The organism is Planctomycetota bacterium, assembly GCA_016207825.1.
In the GTDB taxonomy this organism is placed as follows: domain Bacteria; phylum Planctomycetota; class MHYJ01; order JACQXL01; family JACQZI01; genus JACQZI01.
Map to the genome: position 1 here is coordinate 25,733 of JACQZI010000037.1, position 22,905 is coordinate 48,637.

Below are 22,905 nucleotides of genomic sequence, written 5' to 3' on the forward strand. Positions count from 1 at the left end.
ATGTTGAGCGAAGCGAAATCCCGATTAGCATCGGGGCGGAAATCGAAACTGATTACTGGAATTCTTAGTGCTCTTTGTGCCTTTGTGGTTAGTCTCTCTCCCGTTTTTGCCTTTGAAAGCGAGCCGCCCCCGATTGTCAAAAAAGCGCAGTTTGAATCGGTCAAAGACGGCGCCTGGAGTGACCAGAACACCTGGGACCCGATAGGCGTCCCGGATACCGGCGATACCGCAACGATAAAACATGCCGTAACGATTAATGGACCCGGCACAACCAAGTGCGGTAATATTACGGTAAATGCCGGGAAAAGCCTGACTATCGTTGGTCCTGCAACTCTGGAAATTGATGACGGTTCCCAAGTTGTAAATAATGGAACATTTACGGTAAACAGCGCCGGCGGCCTGGCTAAGCTGACCTCAGGCGGGACAGCCAGTTTTAGCGGGTCTGCCGCGACATGGGCTGGGAATAACCTTGCCTTTACCAAATTTTCTTATCCCTTTGCCCTAGATACTACGGGTGTTACTTTTAGCGAAATAGGCACTCTTACTACCGGTGCGTTTACGGTTGGAAGCGCCGTTACCCTTAGCGGTAACCTTGCCTCAAGCGGATTGATTACGGTTAGCGCTAATTTAAATATCGGATTGAACACCTTAACCGCAGGCGCCGGCATTACCATTACCGCCAGCACGCTTTCTGTCGCAAGCGGCGGGACGATTAATTGCAATGGTGGCAGTTTCGGATTCACTGCAAACTCTACCGCGCGTTTAACTTTAGCGCCCGGCAGCAAGGTTTACCTGAATCCGTCAGCCGACGGACAGTACGGATTTAACCTGGTAGACGGCGGCCAGATTTCCGCCACCGGGACAGCAGGCAACCTCGTAACAATCGCTTCTTCCACCGCGTATAAAACGTATATACTTTTAAAGAATACCGCGACGGCCGGCACGCCCGCGGCTTTATTCCAATACTGCGATATCACCGGTTGCGGAGTGTCTGTTACGGATAAATGGGGTATTACTGCCTATGATGTAAACGGTAATAACGATAGCGGCGTTGCCGCCCAGGGGTTGACAGTTGACAACTGCCAAATCCATAACGGTAGCGCGTGGGCTGTGGTGCTTAATACCATTACCGGCGGATGCCTTAATAACCGCATTACCAATAACACCATGTATAGCCTGTCCACCGGCGGTATTTATATCGGGCCGAATACTACAGGCAACAACGGCCACCTCATCGGAGGCAATACGATTTATAGCAGTAATTACGGGATGCAGTTTGTCGGCGCTAATGTTGCGGGGTCTTATTGCTTTAGTACGAACCCCATTACTAATACCACGATTTATAGTTGTGCCTATGGATTGTTCATTGACCGGGGTATTTGCGGAGGTTCGTATACGAACGAGCAAATCTTCCGTAATTGTAATTTCGGAACGTTGGGACAGAATACTACCGCGGATATCGGGTTTTTCTATTGGGCAGGCCGGACTATCCCCAACGCATTGCGCCTGGAAAATTGCATTCTGGCTTCACCGGTCGAAGTTGAAACAGCTAATATTCATGTTGCCAACGACCGGATTGTTTCCTATAAGCACGACAGCGTTCCCGGTTTAGTCAGGGCTTGGGGCGATTGGCGCCCGCTTGGTGTTGCAGGCCAGGTGAAGGCCAGATACGATACGGCCTTGGTTGCCGGAGTGACTAATGATGCCAATACCCAAAAGATAGTGGAGTTCGGGCCTTGTTCTACAACGATGGCTGCAATCGGGACCTTGCCTTACCAGATACCCGCCGGTAAAAGCCGTTTGAGGATTGACCCCAGCCAAAATGGCGGCGCATTGATAGAATTTGTCGGTATTACCACACCCAGCTGGGCGCCGGTCCTCGTTCGTTCTACCGGTGCGGACACCTACGGCATCCTCATAGAAGGCGGCGCCAATCCTAACCAGGGAAAATTCTCTGTATATGCAGTCGAATTCCAGAACTTGGTTACCGGCACGCTCATCTCATCTACAGGCAGTATCCCGAACGAAACGACCAACAACCTTCCGTCATTAGACTATTGCACATGGAAGAACAACACGGCCGGCACAACACATCTGGTATTAGCGGTTGGCGGTAATATTACCAGGACCGGTTGCTCCTTTGATACTTCTACGACATGGGATGTCCGGGTGGATAATACTACCAATATCACATTCACCAATTTTACCAATTCCCGCGCTAATACGGCTGATAACGAGGTTTCCGGAACAGTTACATGGTCCGGTGGCGGGACGACCTATTATGCGGTTGCTAATGGTGCTTGGAATAATGCTTTTACTTGGGATATAACTCCTGGCGGCGGCGGCGGATTTGGTCCGCCTACTATTAACGATAATGTGGTTATTACTAACGTAACAGTAACAATTAGTTCTGCTCCTGGCACTGTTTCTTGTACAAACCTGACGGTTAGTAATACGGGGATACTGATATTCAATCCTTTAGCCGCGGCTCGTTCTTTAATTATTAAAAACGGGGGTATTATATCGAATACCGCTACGATTGATTTCCAGAGTAATACGAATCCTGTTACCATCACGGCAGAAAGCCTGACTAATCCAAATAGGGTTATATATAAAGGCAATGATTTAACCTGGCTGGCCGGCTTGAACCTGACCTTTGCCGGTATGGATTACCAGCGAGCGATGAACCCCTCGACGAATGTTAATATTACTTTTAGTAACAGCATGCAGACTCAGACTGTAACAATTATCAATGGCAGCACCTTAAAACTGGATGGCAGCGGGACGGCTATTACCTGGACCGCGGCAGGGGATGTCGCGATTGGCTCGGCAGCCACTACAGGCCTTTTAGAGCTCCAGCCGGAGACCGCTCTTAAAATCCAATGCGCCTCTAACGGCCAATACGGCCTGATTGTGGATTCGCTCGGCACCCTGACCGCGACTGGAACTTCCACGGCAGACCGCGACTGTATAATCACTTCGGCTTCCTCTTTCCGCTCGTATATCTATTTGAAACCCGGTTCGCTCTCCAAATTCCAGTATTGTAATATATATGAATTGGGTTATGCCCAAGGGTCTCCTTATACAAAGGAAGGCATATTTGTAGACGCGGTTAAGAATCAGGCGAATGATGGTTTTACCGTCGATGGCTGCGATATACATAACAACTATCAGGGAATTCGTGCCAGTAATATTACGAGCACCTCTATCGCAAATTCTAAAATCTATAATAATAGTTCAAGAGGCATATATTTTTACTCTCCTAATTGGGATGCACGGAGTGCAAATAATAATATCAGTAATACAGAAATATATAATAACCCAACCGGGATAGAGATTGTAATTGATTCAAGTATTAGTATTTATAATAACACAAAGGTCTATAATAATACTTATGGTTTAATAGTCCGGTCGGTAGACCCCCTTACTTTTGACGGCGGTTCGATTTATGGCAATACGTATGGAATAGAAATCCAGGAGTGGAGCAGCAGTGATAATTTTATCAATGTTCAATTTGGTACGCCTGTCGTTAACAGCGTCTGCGATGTCAATTTGAACCCGGGGACAACCCCGACGAGTAACAGAATCAATTACTTCAGGAATTGCCTTTTTAACAGTGCTACTGAATTTAGGTGGGCGAACCCCGCTAATGTCCATGTGGGTTTTGCGGCTGTTTCCTACAAACACGACCAGGTGGCCGGTGATATAAGAATCTGGGGGGATTATGTTAAATCGGCCGGGACAGAGAATTGGAACTATACTAATCATGGATATACGCCGGTTGCCCCTGATGCCGGCCAGGCAAACACCCCCAAGGTAGTAACTTTCATGCCTGGCGCTTCAGGGCTTAATGGCGGGACATCACGTTTCCGTTTGGATGCCGCCGCAACACTGGATATGGCAAGCGGGAATACCACGCCCGTTAATATCACCTCGGTTAAGTCGTCAGTCGCCGGCGTTTATTATAACATGATTCTTTCGGGCACCATCAATGCCAATTGTTATAAGTTTGAGAATTTGGGATACGACGCCGCAAACTCAAATTACGGCCTGGAAATACGCTCGACCGCGGCGCAAATCACCTCTTTAAATAACGGTATTTATGCCAACTGTAAGGCAGACGGGCAGCATCTCTATTTCAATAATACCGCCTTCGGTGGCAATAAGACTATAAGCGGGTGTTCCTTTGATAATTCCGCCTGGTATGATGTCTGGACGAATATCGGCGCGGCGCAGTATATTACTTTTACCAATTACAGCAATGACTATGCCGGCACCAAGGATTTTGAAGAGCAGGGTTACGCAGATTGGTTCACTGCAGGCGCATGGATAACCGTAAAAGACGGTAACTGGCATGATGGAAGCACCTGGAATAACGCCTCGGTTCCTCCGGATTGGAACGATGTAACGATTAACCATACCGTGAACGTAACCGGCACGGTCAAGACCGGAAACATCGCGATTAATGCCGGAGGCCTGGGATTAAATGGAGGACCGCAAGCCATGACCCTGCAGGTTTTGGCCGGAATGACGATTACGAACAACGCCTCTATTAGTGTAACGGATGACACCAATACGGTAGAACTAACATCTTCCGGAGCAGGCGCGCCGGACTATTTTATCCTTGCCGGGAACAATTCACTTAACCTGAACGGTAAGGACCTGACCATAGGCTTGGTGCAGGTCGGGACTCCTATAACCGTCCCGAACCTTTCTGTTTTAACGATAGATAACGATTTACGGACGATTACCACCACCATATCAGACGGCGGCGAATTGAAACACCAGACTGCAGGAAAAGAATGGTCGGCAACTGGAAATATTTCTGTATCCGGTATACTGCGTTTGGGCGCAAATACTTTGACCAGGATTAATTCGTTATCTTCAGACGGGCAATATGGGTTAGAGGTGGAATCAACCGGCTACTTAGAGGCCCTTGGCACATCTTCCGCATCGCGCGATTGTATTATTTCCAATGGTGGTCCGGGGTCTTATAAATTATATCTGTTGCTTAAAAATGGTTCGGAAAGCAAGTTCCAATATGCAACGCTTTGTTATATAGGGACAGCTACAGATAGCAACAAAAGGGGGATACGTGCTTCTTCGGTAGACGGTAACGTGGCGGGCGAAGGATTAACCGTAGATACGTGTAATATTTACGGCTGTTATTTCGCTTTCTATTTAAGTTCATGTACTTACAACACCGTCAAAAATAATAACATCTATGATAACTCGCGCGGTATTAGCGTAGATGGAACTACTAATAATAATACGATTGATAATAATTATGTCTATTCAAATACTGATAACGGTGTTAGTTTTGGCTGGGCTGGAGTTAATCAAACTTTTACTAATATGTGGATAAGTAAAAACCCGGTTGGAATATCGGTAGGTAATGGGACTCCAGCCACTACAGCATATGCGGTGTTTATTAATTCGGTTATTACGAACAGTTCCACAGCAGATGTTGTATCTTATGGTGGTTATGTTGGCGCGCAGAGATTAACCTTGCAGAATTGTATTTTAGGCTCTACTACCGAAGTTCAAAACACTATTGATAAAACAGGCGATTGGGTCATTTCCCAAAAACATGACCAGGCGGCTGGAACAACGGTAATCTGGGGGGATTATTCGCCAGCAGCAGGTGCGACCTTGAAATTCAACTATGCGGATGAAAGTTATACCGGCGCCGGAGACCAGAATGTCCAGAAAACTGTTTTAATAGGACCTTCTTCCATAGTTGCTTTCGGTAATCGCTCAAGGTTGCAAATACCGGCGACTTCGGTCCTGCAGATGAAAGGAGGCGTCGGTTTAGCCCAGGCAACATTAGTTTCTGCCACGGCCGCGGCCGGTTATTTCTATGTTATCGGGGTTTCGGGAACTATAGATGCCAATAACGTTAAGATATCAGGCCCGGCGGTCGGAGGCATTTACGTGCCCTCGACCGGCACATTAGCTGATTTTAATAATATTACTTTTACAAATCCGAGCCCGATTAACGTAAATTATCTTAAGGTTTTTAGCGGGCAGCAAAAAACCTTAAGCGGTATATCATTTGACGACAACACGAGTAGTAAAGATGTTGAGGTCGGGTGGAACGGAATAACGCCGACACAACTGACTTTTATTGATTATACTAATACTAATGCCGGGACCAAAGATTTAGAAACAGACGGTAGCCAGGCAATCTGGAAAAGCACGATAGCGCTTTTTAACGGGGCAACCCAAATCCCGGGAACCATCTATCAAGGCGATGCCAATGTCCCGATGCTGAAATTTAATATTGCTCCTTCATTGCCCGCGGGAGTTGTTTGCAGTGAAACCCTGCTTACTTATGTCGCCGTGACGCTAACCGGCGCAGGCGCTTTTAGCGACTCAGATATTAGTGCCGTCAAGATATACCGGGACACTGATGGAAGTAATAATTTTGACGCAACCAAAGATCTACTGATTTCCAATCCTGTTTCCTTCACCAATTGGTATGTAAATATTCAGTTAATTCCGGCGCAGAATGTTCTTACCGCTAACAATAATACGTTCTTTGTGGTTTATGATATATCGAAAACGGCGAATTTAGTGCCTATTGGTGCGCGTTTGGTGGATAATAATTATTTTACAGTAAGCGCCCCCCATGATAAAGCGGCGATGGCAACGCTCTCCTCGGGCAATACGGTACTTACCGTAGTTGATTGGAAATCCGACCTGCAATTAAGAAAGGATCCGGCTGGCGGATGGACAGGTAATGATATCTATACCATGGATGGGCAAAATCAGAGCATCATTAGCAACACAGATAATGCCAAAGTTGCCTCGTATTATATCAGGATACAGAACGACGGAGGTTCGCTCGGTGACTTTTCTGTTACCGGCGATGCCGGCTTGGCAGGACAATGGTGGGTTACTTATTACAGCACTATTAGCGGTGACATTACTTCCAGCATCACAGGTCCGGGTATTTTATTAAACTTAGCTGCCGGGGCAACCTGGGATTTTGCGGTTGGGGTGGAGCCACAAGGACAAGCCACCGCTTCCTCTAAAGAACTAAAGATTTGGTCCAGGCCTAAAAATGATGCAACAACGACATTACAGGATTTGGTTAAATTTACTACCTATGTCTACCCGAATCGTGCGGATTTGGCAGTAAAGGCGCAGGGAGGTAGTTATTCTACCGACGACACCTTTGACCCGCCTGCCGAACAGAAACTTTCCGCGACTATAAATAAGAACACCCTGGTGACTTACTATGTCCAGTTGCAAAACGATGGCACCGGCAACGACCAGATAACTGTCACCGGGACATCCTCTGCTACGCTCGGAACCGGCTGGACGGTAAAATATTACGATTCCGGCAATACGGATATTACCACGAATATAACCAACGGCTTAGGTTGGCTTAGCCCGGTATTAACATCTACCGGCACGACCGAAATCCGCGTTGAGGCAACGGCTACCGATACCGCGGTTGCTGGCATATATACTATTACCGTGGGTGGAAAATGTTATAACGATGCCACAAAGACCGACCAGGTAAAAATAGCCCTAACGATTAATTCGACATACCGTTCGGATGTCATGGTTAAGAAATCATCTGAAGCCGATGGTTTCTATCTCACGGACAACACTTACGAAACTATCCCCGCCGCCCAGATAAAAAACACCTCTATTGATATCGGCGGCATTACTTCATATTATATTAAGCTGCAAAACGACGGTAACGTTACTGACAACTTCACCATAACCGGCACCAACGCCGCCTTTGGCCAATCAGGGCCTGCCGCTACGTGGTGGGTGACGTATTACTATGGAACCGTTGATATTACCTCTGACGTAACTTCCAATAAATGGCTCTCTCCGCCGGTGACAGTGGGCGGCAATATTGTTTTAACCGCATATATATATAACCAGCTTGGGGCAAGCGGAAGTGCCAAGGAAGACTACCTTACCGCCATATCTTACAACGATTCCGCGAAGAAAGACGCGGTGAAAATGATAACTTCCTGCGGGCAGCTTTACCAGCCGGATCTCATGGTGTCCAAAGACGGGCTTCCTCCCTGGAATACGGATGAAGCATACGATACCTCTCTTACTCCCACGACTACCGCGCAGGTCATAACACAAACTGTTCCTTCCTATGTGTCGGTTCCTGACGCGGAAGTAACCTATTATATCCAAATACAAAATGACAGTATTAACAACGATACTTATTCAATCACCGCGGCATCTCCAACCGGCGCCGCTACGGGTGCGGGATGGTTCATTACATATTATGATTCTATTACCCGTGCTACGGATATCACCCCGATGATCATCGGGGCAGGCGGTTACGGCACCCCTATCCTTACTGCTAATGGCGGAGCTATTACCATGACCGCCGTGATTGGATACGATTCTGCCCTAATCGGGCCGAATGTTACCAAAGACATATATATATATGTAAACTCGGGCGTTGATTTAGCGAAGCGCGATGTAGTAAAATGTGTCGTCAAAACCGCAAACTACCAGCCGGACCTTTATTCTTCGGCTACTATCGGCGGATTCCCCGGACCGTATAATAACGTCTATAATGCCAATCCGGCAACCCAGGCGCAGACCAAAATCGTTGATAACGGGATGACCGTTACTTATTATTATAAAATCCAGAACGACGGCAGTTATTCTACCGGAGGATTATTGCCTTACTCAATAACCGGGAATGACGGCACCGTGGGCCCCTGGACGATTACTTACTATTATGATGGCGCCGTTACTCTTAACGATTTACCTGATGACGGGGAAGAGATTGATATTACCGATGGATGGTCGGTCGGTAATTTCAACGTCGGCGAAACCAAACAGTTGATTGTCCTGATAAGTGCATCAGGCGCAGCACGGGGTGCTACCCAGAATTTCGACCTATATGCCACGAGGCTTGAAACAGGCGAAACAGATACCGGAAGGATAACGGTCGAGGTTCCTTCGCCAGATTTATGGATAAATAGAGACAACGGCGTAACATGGGTCGGCCAGGACCAATATGCGCCTACAGCACAGGTTACCAGCACCCTTATCGCAGGTTCTACCGTTGTCACATATTATATTACATTGGAAAACGAAGCAGCGCTTGCCGATTCGTTCTCAATAACAGCCAATGGCTCAAGCGGTGCGGGCTGGTTCATTACATACTATGATCAGGCCGCCGCTCCGGGAAATAATATTACCGGTCAAATAACCACTCCTGTTACCGGCTGGTCGCCGGGCAGTTTGAATGGCGGGGCAACAGGTATTATGAGGGTTGAGGTGGAATACAATGCCGGGGTGGTTCCTGTAAATGAAACCAAACCAATCACTATCTATGCCTTCTCCATAGTAGGTGCGCCTGCGTCTTTGTATGATGAGGTTGCCGGGCAGACTACGAGCGCTTCTTATAAGCCAGATATCCTTGTTAAAAAGGCGGGTGAAGCATACAATTTTGATAATGTTTACAGCAGCGATTCGAGTGTCCAAAACCTGCAGGCGACGGTCAGTAATAACCAGGTGGCAACATATTATTACCAATTACAAAATGACGGAACATATACTGCAACAAGTTACTCTATTACCGGAGACGATGGTAACGTAGGTAATTGGTGGGTAACATATTATATAGACCCCGACGGCGATGATGGGGAATTAGATGGCGCGCAGACCTCTATTACCACCCCCGGAATAGCAACGAGTGCGATTACCCCTACGGGTATAGCATATTTAAGGGCTAATATATATGTAAACGCCTTTGAACCTCCCGGACAAAATAAGATTTTTAAGATATATGCAACCAAGACGGATACGGGTGAGGTGGATTCTGTCCAACTTACAGCGCAGGTTCCGGGAACGGATGCGATGGTCGCGCTCGATTTCGATCCTCTTGTAACATCATCCACATGGAAGACAAATAACGTTTATGAAACCGCTATTCCAAACAGCGAGCAGATTGTCAGCCGGACAATCGCGGCGAATATGGTGGCTACTTATTACATAATGATACAAAACGACGGCGGTGCGCTGGATACAATCTCCGTGACAGGAGTCTCTTCCGCCGACCTTGGCGCCGGGTGGTGGGTGACATATTACAGTTCTTATGACGGGGCCGGTGATGTGACCGGGCAGGTAACAAGCGCAGGTGGATATCCGATAATTAACCTGGCCGAAGGCGCGACCTCTACCATGCGGTGCGAAGTTTGTTACGACAATCCCGTTTTGACGGAACAGACTAAAAACATCTATATCGTAACAAATTCAACCACAATAGTTGGGTCAAGCGATGTTGTAAACGCACAGATACTTACCGCAAACTATAAGCCTGATTTATTATCCAAACCTGCTGGTGGTGGGTATACGGGAGGCGATAGCTACTCGTCCGACCCGGCTAACTTAAGCCAGGCAACCAATATCAATAACTACCAAGTACTTACATATTATTACCAGTTACAGAATGACGGCAACTATGACTCACCAGGATATACCATAACGGCGGATGCCGGTAATATTGCGGATAAATGGTTTGTGACGTATTATTGGGGTAATACCCAAGTGGAAAGTGAAAACGATGCCAATATTATTCCTGCGGCGACAATTACGCCTACCGGTTGGTTTAGCGGCGTTCTTAACAAAGGCTATAGCAAAATATTACGGGTTAATCTCTACGTTACAAATGATTCCGCGGCGGTTGCAAAGACATTCAAGATATGGGCAACCAAGGTGGATACAGGCGAAACTGACGCCGGACAAATAGTGGCGACAGTGACTAATTCTTACACGGTAGATTTAATGTACCAGAAGGCTTCCGGAGGAAGTTATGCCAATACGGATAACGTTTACGAACCGCCGGCTACAGAAGATGCTACTCAAAACCAGAATATAGCAAGAGCGTATCCAATGATAGGCACGGCAACTTATTATATCAGGATTGAAAATGAAGGCAATACAGATACGGTTTATACGGTAACGGGAATAGCCGATGAAGGTAGTTTGACTGGTTCTTGGACAATAAGCTGTTACAATTCTACCACGGTATTTAACGGGACGACTGATATTACTGCCGACATAGCCGGAGGCGGCTGGGTGACGCCAAGCCTTGAAAGAGCTGCTTTATACGGAGGCGCTTCAAACTGGCAGGACATCACGGTTGTGACCACTCCTTCCATGGATATTACCGGAAATACAACTTGTACGGTGATTGCCAGGGTTCGTTACAGCGACGGTGGTCCGGCCGATTCCATTAAGCTTACTTCAACCATGGATGCCGAATACAAACCAGATGCCCATATTTCTAACGGCGGCGCTTATACGGGTGATGATGTTTGGAATACGGACGGTTCCGGAGCGAATAACCAGGCTAATACAACCAACCGTAATGTTGCCGCAACCTATAAAGTGCAGGTTCAAAATGACGGCAATATTAATGAAACGTTTACACTGACCGGAACTTCCTCGGCGACGCTCGGGGCCGGATGGACCGTGTCGTATTACAGCGATGCCGGGTATTTAACCGATGTGACGAATCAAATGGTGAGTACCGGCCATGTTACTGCAGTGATTAACCTCGGCGCACCGGGAGTTCCGGTTGAGGTGTTATGGATTAAAGTGACGCCGGATGATACGGTTGCCGGAAATACAACAGTAACCGCAACTGTTACGGCGATATCCTCAAATGATAGTTCCGAAAAAGATACGGTATCTATGGCAACTACCGTTAACAATGCTTATCAGGTGGATGCGCTTATTAACCAGAGCGGTTGGGTTGGGGAAGACCAATATTATCCGCCGACCAATCAAACGGCAAGCGGCGCTTTTACGAATAGGCAGACGCTTACATATTATATAAAGATACAAAATGAAGGTAATACTAACGAAACAATAACTTTAACCGGCGTTGGAAGCGATAGCAAATGGACGATCAGTTATTATGACAATTCAGGAAGCGGCAGAACGGATATCTCCCAGGGCGTAATAACTGATTTGAACTATACAATAGTTCTTAATAGATATGGGCAGGCAGGCTCTCAGACAACCGATACGCAGATATGGATGGAAATGACGGCGCTTACTTATACACCGGGTGCTGATATAAAAACCGCCAATATCTGGGCAACGCTCCAAAAAGGCACTGCCAATGAGAAATCAGATTTGGTTGTAGCCCAAGGGACGGTTAATAATATTTATCAGGCAGACGCCATGGTAAAATTAGAAGGTGAATTAGATGCCGAGTATTTCAGAAACGGTGTCCCACCGGAAAGCTGGGGCAATGTCAGTTACTACAACACTGTTCCTGCTACCGACCAGGTAAAAGGGAAATCTATAGATAATGGAACTTACGCCACCTATTATATCCGTGTTCAAAATGACGGCAATACAGATGATACCATAAGTATAAGCGGGACCGGGACATGGGTAGGGCCTTACGCTTCATTAGATACTTGGGGAACGGTGACGTATTATGACGTAACAGGAGGCGAACCTGGTGCGGATATTACGCAGGCCGTTATCCAGGGACTTGGTGCGGCGCAATGGGCTCTTGTGAAATTTGAAGGAGATTATAAGCTTATTAAAGTAATCGTGCGTCCCTATGCCGGCCAGTCAGGGATCCGTAATGTATATGTTCAGGCAAACTCACTCGGCGGAGGAGCGGTTAAAACCGATGCCGTTAAAACAATCAACCAATACCAAAATATATTCCAACCTGATTTATACGTTAAGGTTTCGAGTGGTTCGTATGTGCGCACCGGACCTCCATATTTTTCCGACCCGTCGCCGGATGACCAGTTTGCATCTGCTACCTTAAACAATCGTGGAGTGACTTACCCCAGCATAGTAACTTATTATATTACCCTGAAAAATGACGGCTCAACTAATCCTGATACCATTACTATCAGACAGCTTAATACTGCGCCTGCCGGATGGTTTATATCATATTACGATCTTGCTTCCGGACTTGAATCGGAAATTCCCGGTACGCCTAATTATAGTATAACCACTGCAACAGGAGCAAATTACTCTATAAACACCAATGACACGAAACTATTCCGTTTAGTGGTAAGCATAGATAATTCCGTAGCCGGAACCGATACGTTTACCGCGGTAATCAAAGGAACTTCCAGTAATACCGCTTATTTCGACCAGGTAAACGCGCAAACATCTAATAGCGTTACCCGCCGGCCAGATATATGGTTATCAGATACTATAACATGGACAGGTGATACTGTTTATGAAACCTCGCTACCCGGAGATCCTGAATTACTCTCACAGAAACAATACGCGACGCTTATGGGTATTGGGAGTGCCGCGACCTACTATGTCAAAATAGAAAACGATGGTAACTACACCGAAGGTATTTCATTATATGGTTATGGCGGTAACGCTAACTGGATAGTATCGTATTATTATGATACGGGTAAAGACGGTGTTTGGGACGGAACGGGGAGCGAAATAACCTCTCAGGTAACTAATGCCGGTTGGATGCCCTCGGTTGCTCCTTATACCACTGGTGATTACCAGCAAGTGTTTGTGGTCGTATCGCCCAACTTGACCAGCCTCCCGGCGAATAACTCTTCTTATATTGCAGTGGTAAATCTTAAAGCAGCGGGTGACGCGGCAAAACTGGATTATGGCATGGTTAAGACCACATTTAGCGCGATAATATATCAGCCGGATATTATGGTGCAAGAATCAGGAGGGAGTTCTTATTACGGAGACAATTATTACGACAGTTCTCTGCCGATTACCACGCAGGCAAGGTCCTTAACAGCTTACCGTGACTGCGCGGTTACTTATTATTTAAAGATCCAGAATGATGGAACCGTGGTTGATTCGTTCTCAATAACCGGTACAAGCGGAGACGCTAACTGGAGTATCTATTATTACGTAGATAACGGAACTACCGGTGTTTATGAATCGGGTGTTGATACTAATATTACTTCCAGCGTTACAGGTACTGGTTACGCTTGGACCAATGTAGCAAAAGATGATTATAGGTACCTGATTGTTAGGGTGTTCCCAAGATGGACGACTTCTTACAATGATACAAAAGATGTTTATATCTATGCGAATTCTACCAACGTGACGACTTCTACCGATGTGGGATTAGTAACCACAACCGTAACAGCGGGTTATCAACCGGATACATGGGTAAGGACTTCTTCCGGAACGTATGATGACCTTTGCGACTCCGGGCAACCCAGCAAAGACCGGTATGCCCTGCCTTCGTATGTAATTATACAACAGAGCTGGTTCGGAGTGGAACAAAAGAAAACCCAAACTATTACGGAATCAATCAGGACGGTTACGTATTATATCACTCTCGAAAACGATGGTAATACAGCAGATAGTTTCACTCTTTCCGCAACGGTTAACACGGGACCTGATTGGTTTATCACGTATTATGATGAAGGTGCAGGCGGGGTTGTGATTCCCAATGCAAACCTGTCGAATGGCAGTTGGAGCGTGCCGGCTTTGCCTCGTGAAATAAGAGCGGAAATTACGGCTCGCAATGCATTGACTGGGACAAGTACGACTATTGCAACCATTCAATCGGGTTCTGTAAATGATACTTCTAAATATGATACAGTTAAGTGTCAGGTGGATGTCCAGGTTTTCTCCAAACCGAACGGCCTGGTAAAAGAAGATGGGGATGGGGTATATCTCGGAGATAGCGATTATAATACCACGGCGCTAAACCAAACCAGAGGCCCTATCAGCGTAGCGAATTCGGCAACCGTGACATATTACGTGCAGGTTAGAAACGACGGTAACCTTATGGAAAGTTATTCAATCACTGCCGTAAGAACAACCGGTTGGTTCGTTACTTTCTATGATGATCCGGATGGTGATGATAATAACTTTGACGGTACAATAATTAATTACACCGCTCCAACATTTACTTGGACTACCGGTAATATAGGTATCGGTTCTTCGAAGTATTTAAGGATAAACGTCACTCCAGATAACCAATACGGTTCTATCCCGCAGTATCTTTATGTCACCGCATCTTCTTCTGCAGCCGTAAACGATGTCGTAATGGCATGGACGGCAGTAAGCAACAGCAATAGACCGGATACCTTGCTTACAAAGGAAGGATACGGTGATACATCGGTTAAAGAAACGTATCAGTATAATGATACATACTATCCGCCTGCCTGGCAGATTTCCACGACATCCATTGCTAATAACCAGGTCCTTACATATTATATTTGGATAGAAAATGACGGTAATACTGATGAGACGTATCTGGTTACGGGAAGCTCGGCGTCCGCCGGTTGGTGGATTACTTATTATGAAGATGCAAGCGGAACAACGGATATTACCACAGAAGTTCAGAATGGTATATATAATGCGGGGAACCCGGCTAATTCAGATAAGATGGAGCCATATTCCATAACAACTTGGAAACGTATTATTCGGATGGTGGTAGAAGCCGGAAATACGCTTAACGGAACTGACAGCGCAACTTATATCGTTAAGGCAACCGATTCAACCTTAGCAACGGATACGGTCGGAGTGACATTCACTGTAAATACTACATATAAAGTTAATACATCTATCGGCAGTATTTCCGGCGGTCCGTATACAGGGGAGGCGGTTTACACACCTCCGACGGCTTTAGACCCGAACCAGGCGGTTTCCCGAACAGCCAACACAAATAAAATAGTTACTTATTATGTAAAAATCGTTAATGAGGCTAATGTAACCGATACGATTACTTTAGCCACCGCAGGTTCTGGCAGTGGATGGTGGATTACTTATTATGACCCGACCAGTGCAAATATTACCGCCAATATTACCAATCCGGTAACCGGATGGGCGACCTCCTTTACCCGTAACCAGGCCAAGGAAATCAGGATTGAAGTTACTCCCGATGGTTCGGTAATAGGAACGGAGCTTTTGCCGATAACCATTACTGCAACGGCTTCCGGCGGTGCTGCATCCACGGATTCTGTTCTGGCTAAAGCTACGGCGCAAAGACCCGATGCCTTGCTTACAAAAGAAAGTTATGGGGATCCGAATCTTAAAGCCACTTATCAATATGATAATAGTTACGACCCGACATCCCAGATAACCACGACTACAATTGCAAATAATGCCGCCCTTACGTATTATATCTGGCTGGAAAATGACGGAAATGCCAACGAAACAGCCTATGCCGTTACAGGCACGTCGTCCTATGGCGGATGGATTGTGTCTTATTATGATGGGGTAAGCGGAGAGGATGATAGTATTACCACCGCTGTTTCCCAGGGGACATTTAACCCCGGAACGGTGGGCGTGATGGAGCCGTATTCTGTAACAGGATGGAAACGCATAATTCGTATGCGTGTAACAGCTACCAGTAATTTATCCGGCAGCGATACAGGCTCGTTTATTGTCCGCGTGACCAATTCCAGCAACAATACGGATACTGTTCAGGTGAATGCCACAGTGGCTACCACTTACCAGGTTAATACCGCCGTGAAGACGGAATCCGCCCCTTACGTAGGAGAAACCAAGTATACGCCTCCAGATGCATTGGACCCTGACCAGACCGTGACGAATACAGTTTCTACTAATTCTATTTTGACATATTACTTTAAGGTGGTTAATGAAGCCAACGTTACGGATACCATTTCGGTAACAGGTATTGGAAACAGCGCTGGATGGTGGGTAAGTTACTATATGGTGCCGGGAGGCGCGGATATTACCGCCAATATTACCAACCCGGCAACCGGATGGGCGACCTCCTTTACCCGTAACGAGATAAAAGAAGTCAAGATACTTGTCCAACCTGATAACACTCCCGATGGAGGTAATACCAAGGCGATAAGCGTTACCGCCTGGTCAACGCTTTCCGGTTTTAGCAAGTATGATTCCGTGTTAGCGAAGGCAATTATAGTGACGACGCGCAGGCCGGATCTTTTAATCAGTTTGGATAACAGCGTGTTTAGCGGCGACGGGGATTACGAGGATGAGATTCCGCCGATTTCCGCTAACCAAACTAAGCAAGGCTCGGCTAAAAACAATGAAGTAATTACTTATTATGTTAAATTACAGAATGATGGTAATTTAGGGGAAACATTTACCATTTCTGCGACTTTACCCGGTAGCGGTTGGTTTATAACTTTCTACGATAATACAGATACCCAAAGGCTATTGCCCTGGGAAACCACCGGAGCTATAACTAAGACGGATTCTATCACAGTTAAGTTTTTAGTTATGCCAATCGGCAAAAATAATGGAGATAGCGGTGATTTGATTATCTACGCTAAATCGACTGCCGATACTGCCAGCGTGGATGCGGTGGATGCCAAAACAACGGTAAGCGCATCAGATATTTTATACCCACAGGATTATAAGCAGGTCGGTCCCACCCCGGTGTTTATGGGGTTGGCCGCTCCTTCTGTAACGGTTGAATTATGGGATATCACCGGCGGCCTGCCCGGGACTCAAGTTTTGACGACCACTTCCGATGCAAACGGTTATTGGATGATGAAAGTTACAGGTGCCTTAAGCGTAGGCGGCCATATCTTTAAACCGATTGCAGGCGGCGTGGAAGGCCAGCCCAGGCCGATTACTGTCGAAGCGGTCGCTCCGGCAACCGTCCCGTCGATAATTTCCCCGGTGGAAAATGAGTATATTGTTACGACAAACCGCCCTGATATATCAGGGAATGCCGGTGTCACTAATGCCGGTCAGGCAATAACCGCTACGGTTAATATCAATACGACTGCCACACTTTTGTATGATATGAATATTGGTACGGCTTTTGTGCAGGCTGATGGTTCGTATACGATAAATCTTACTCAACCGTTGCCCAGAGGCACACGCCAGATCGCCCTGATTTGTAACGGCGTCGTGAGCGATTTAAGGACTATCATACTGGTTGACCCGATAGGTATCTTGTTTGATGAGCAAACCAACCAGCCTCTTGACGGCATGGAAGTAAGCTTGTGGCGTTCCACGACCGACGGAACATTCACCTGGGTGTTATGCCCGGTTGGCGGATTACCCGGTGAAATCGGCGGTCCGGTCGGCGTGACTAACCCGCAAACATCAGGCTGGACAGGTGTAACAGGCCAGTACCAGTTCCTCTTGAACCAGCCGGCAGTCGGCGTGGCGTATAATTACAAGATAATAGTTACGAATTCGTCCGGTTATACTTTCCCGGCAAGCCTGCCTGCTTACCAGACGGCGACATCCACCATCATCGGTTCGGCAGGCACGGCAAGTATTCCGGCGTTTATTAACCTCTTCCCGGGGGACCCCGTGACCAGGACGATTTACGTTGACGATACGACTTTCTTAGGGGTGGCTCCATCCGTCGCGCGCAACTTGTCGGTCGGCGGTTATTTCGAAATGGATAATTCAGAACTTGATTTGATATATGCGGATATTCCGCTGGCTCCTACCGCCACTCTCTTAAGGATTACCAAAGCATCGAACAAGCCCGATGTGTCTATCGGCGATATCCTGACGTATGAAATCAAGATTGTTAACAGCAATGCCTCGCCGGTTAAGAATGTTTATATCAGGGATATCATGCCGGCCGGCTTTAAATATATTGACGGTTCGACCATGATAGATAATACAACCAAACTGGCTGACCCAACGGGCGGTCGGACAAGGATTTTCAATGTCGGAACAATCAATGCGAACTCAACGAAGATAATCAGGTATCAACTGGTAGTCGGTACGGCCGTTACCTTCGGTGAGTACAAAAATACCGCCCAGGCAGAATATGTCGGCGGGATGGTAATATCAAACAAAGCCCAGGTAAAGGTCAGGGTAATTCCCGATCCGGTATTCGATTACGCCACGATAATAGGTAAGGTGTTTAACGATTATAACGGTGATGGCGTCCAGGATGAAAACGAACCCGGTGTCGGTAGGGTAAAGATCATGACCGAAGACGGAATCGTGGTTGAAACCGACCAGCATGGTAAATATCACTTAGCCGGATTAAAACCCAAGACCAAGCTTTTAAAGGTGGATGAAAACTCATTGCCAATAGGGGCGGAATTTAGTACGCCTAACCCGGTATTGGTGCGCTTTACTTTAGGAGGCCACCTGGAAAAGGTTAATTTCGGATTAAAGCTTGCCCAGTCGGCTGAGTCGTTGGAAAGGCGTATTGTAAGGGTAAATATCAAGGTGGTAACCACACCCGAAGGAAATCCCCAGATATCGGTAGCCGGCCAGCAGGTAAGGATGATGTTCCCGCCGAAGAGCGAAGGGCGTACCGAACGCCGGGTGAGGGTGCAGGTCGGTTATACTATGCTGCCGCTTGATGAAAATGGCAATTACAATGGTGATTACACACTGCCTCCGGGCGAGACTACCTTAAAGATCTGGGCGGAAAACAGGTGGGGATACGAGAAAGAAGAACGCCATTCGGTTTCCTTGCCTTCTCTTGAAGTCAAGGTCTACCGCGAGGATGACCGCCCCGCTTTAACACCTGAATTGGGATTGGTGGTAGCGCCGGAAATATTAAACATAAAAGGCGGCCGCCTGGCAGAATCAGCCCGGTTCAAGATACTAACTAACTACAGCCAGTTTATCACTAAATGGAAACTGGTAATATATGAACCGGTGAGGGGCGGTGCTTGGATTCCCGAAGAAGATGACAAAGAAAATCTGGTGGCTTCCAGGGAAAATGGAGTGAAATCAGATACTTTAATCGCCGGGGAATTCGGAGATGCAACTCCTCCTGCCGGATATCAGGTATTCTATGAAAAAACCGGGACAAGCGCAGATATCGAAAAAGATATCGTTTGGGAAGGTCGTTCTTCCATAGACCGGAACAGGATGGTCGAGCAGGATAAAGCTTATAAGTATAAGCTGATTGTGGAAGGCAAAGACGGTAATGTGGATATGACCAAAGACGGCCAGTTGATTGTGGTCTCCTTCTGGGCGGAAAAATTGAGGAAGACCTTTAAGATAGAAGCGCCGCTGGTCGGAGGGGTAAAACCCGTTCCGGCTATCGGGCCGACGCCGGTCGCAAATATAAATACGTCCGGCAAGGTGTATTCAATCAGCGGTAAGACAGACCCCAAAAATAAGATTGCCATTTCGACCCCGGGTTCTAAGGCAGCCGGGTTTGAAGTCGAGCCGTTTGAAGACGGCACTTTCGAAACCGAAGTCTACGTTTCGGCGACCGAAGGCAGGATGTTGATAGAAGCCATTACGCCCGATAAACAGCGGCGCGTCCAGATGTCGGAAAATATCAAGGCGCCAGAAAAGAGGCAGGAAGGCTACTTAGTCCTGAACGGCTTAATTGATACCCAGTTCGGCAGTAATTCTACCTCCGGCGTCCTTGATGCCACCCGTAACGACAAGACCATGCGCGATGGCGCTTACGGGACAGGCAGGGCTTCGCTCTTCTTAAAAGCTCGCCTGGGCGAATACCAGCTGACTTCATCCTTTGACAGCCAGCGCGAAGAAAAGGATTTGTTCAAGTTCATAGACCCGGATAAGTTCTATCCGCTCTATGGAGATGATTCTGTCCGGACCGACGTGGCGGATAATACCCAGGGCATGTTCTACGTCAGGGTGGAACGCGAACAGTCAAGCGCCATGTGGGGAAATTACTCGACCGGCTTCAGCGGGACCGAATTGGCCCAGTATAACCGCGGATTCTACGGGGCAAAGATACAGTTAGCCAAGCCGTTCTTCTCCACTACCAAGGCGACCTTGTTCGTGGCAGAAGCCAAACAATTGGCAAGCCATAACGAAATCCGGGCAACCGGCGGCTCATTATATTACTTGAAAGACAGGTACCTGATGGACGGCAGTGAAAAGATAACCGTTGAGGTGCGCGATAAAGTAAACGGCATGACAATCTCTTCCACCGTAATGAATGCCGGAGCGGATTATGAAATAGATTACAAGAACGGCCGTATTCTCTTCTACCACCCGATTGCTTCCGTCTCCACCAGCAACACGATAATTTCAACGGAACTCTTGGATGGTAATCCGGTGTATATCATAGTGGATTACGAATACGACGCCTCAAGGCACTCTACGAGGAACGCCACCGGCTTAAGGGTAACACAACCGGTCGGAAAAAATATCGATTTAGGCGCAACCTATGTTACCGAGGAAAAACCGCTGGAGGATTACAGCTTGATGGGCACGGATGTTAAATTCAGGTTTGCCCCGTACGGGGATATAGGCTTTGAATACGCCTCGAGCGAATCGGAAAGCACCCCAGGGTTTATATCATATGACGGCGGTTTTGATTTCGCAACACTGCCTACCGCCCAGACAGCGGACGGCGCGGCTTATAAGCTGAACCTTAACTTTGACCTCGGCCTTGCATTTACCAAGGTGCCCAACGAAGTAATGTTTGCCGGATATTTCCAGAATATAGAAAAGGGATTCTCATCCGGACAGAGCGTATTCCAGCAGGGCACGACCAAATTCGGGTTTACGACCTCGGCAAAACTCACCCAGCGGGATAACCTCCTGGTCAGGTTTGACGGCCAGCAGCTTGATGAAAACGGCAACACCGCTTCCGCTACCCAGGTCGGGGCGGATTCCAGCCAGTCCTTGAATATCCAGGTAACGCATGACCAGGCGCCGTTGAAGCTGACCGGTTCGTACCAGTATCAGACAACCGACAAACCGATATATAGTTCTCTCCTGCGCGATGAAGGCTCGCAGATATTGGCCGCACGGGCGGATTATCAGGTGAATAAGGAATGGACGCTGTCCGTTGAACAGCAGGGAGTGCTCGCCGGAAAACCCAATAACCAGACGACCCTGGGCGGCGTATTGAAGCTGACCGAAAAAGAGCGGATGGATATTTCCACCACCATGGGAACGCTCGGCAATTCGGTCCAGGCAGGGATAACCAGCCAGGTAAGCGACAAGCACGCGCTTTATACCAAGTATCAGGTGAGCGAAGATAAAGCCGGCAACAAATCTTATTCCACGATATTCGGGGAACGGAAACAGGTCTCTAAAGATGTCGGCATATACCGTGAAGAAAGATTCACCGGCAGGAATTCCGCCGAGGATACACAGTATACGGGTTTAATGGGATTGGATTATGTCCTGAACCAGTATTGGTCAATGGGCGCCAATTACGAAAGAAGCCAGGTGGATAATGTCCACGGCACGCTAACCTCGCGCGATGTGGCATCCGTTGGGCTGGCTTATAACTCGCATCCGAGGGAAAAAGACCCCAGCGAGCTAAAAGGATATATGCGTTTCAACACCCGCCTGGAATACCGGATGGACAAAGGCGCTCCGGACAGAACTTCAATCCTGACCGCCAATAAGCTCTATTACCAGTTTAACGGAGACGCCTCCAGCATCGTCAAGATGAATTACAGCAAGACCAATAACGATACGACCGGGGATGTGGAAGCGGAGTTCACGGAAGTGAGCCTGGGGCTGGCGTATCGCCCGATAAATAACGATAAATACAACCTGTTAACCAAGGTCACTTACCAGTCCGACCGCACGCCGAGGAACCTGGAGCCGATGGTAAGCAATTTGGAAAGCGCGATGATACTCTCCCTGGAAGGCGCAGTGGATTTGAATGCCAAGATGCAGGTTTTAGGGAAGCTCGCGTATAAGCAGGCGACCGAAGAAACCGGCAACCACGGCTCATTGACGAGCTCCACCTACTTGATTGCGCCGCGCTTTAACTATAAGATAGAATCGGATAGCGAGATAATCAATAACTGGATAGTCGGTGTCGAATACCGGATGCTCGTGGCACAGCTGGCAAAAGACCAGAAGGCCGGGTTTGTCCTGGAGTTTGAAAAGGAACTGACCAAGTACCACAGCCCGGTCGGGCCGATGGGCGTCAACCTGGGATTCGGCTATAACTTCACCGATTTCACGGATGATTTATCGGTTTACGATGATGATTATAACGTGAGCGGGTTCTTTATCAGGTTAAGCACAAAGTTCTAA

General features: G+C 47.4%; 1 protein-coding gene. It reads left to right on the forward strand.

The window, feature by feature from the left end; all coding sequences use genetic code 11:
• Window positions 1-22,905, forward strand: a complete 22,905-nt coding sequence (locus HY811_11505; protein ID MBI4835426.1) for a right-handed parallel beta-helix repeat-containing protein — start codon at window positions 1-3, stop codon at window positions 22,903-22,905.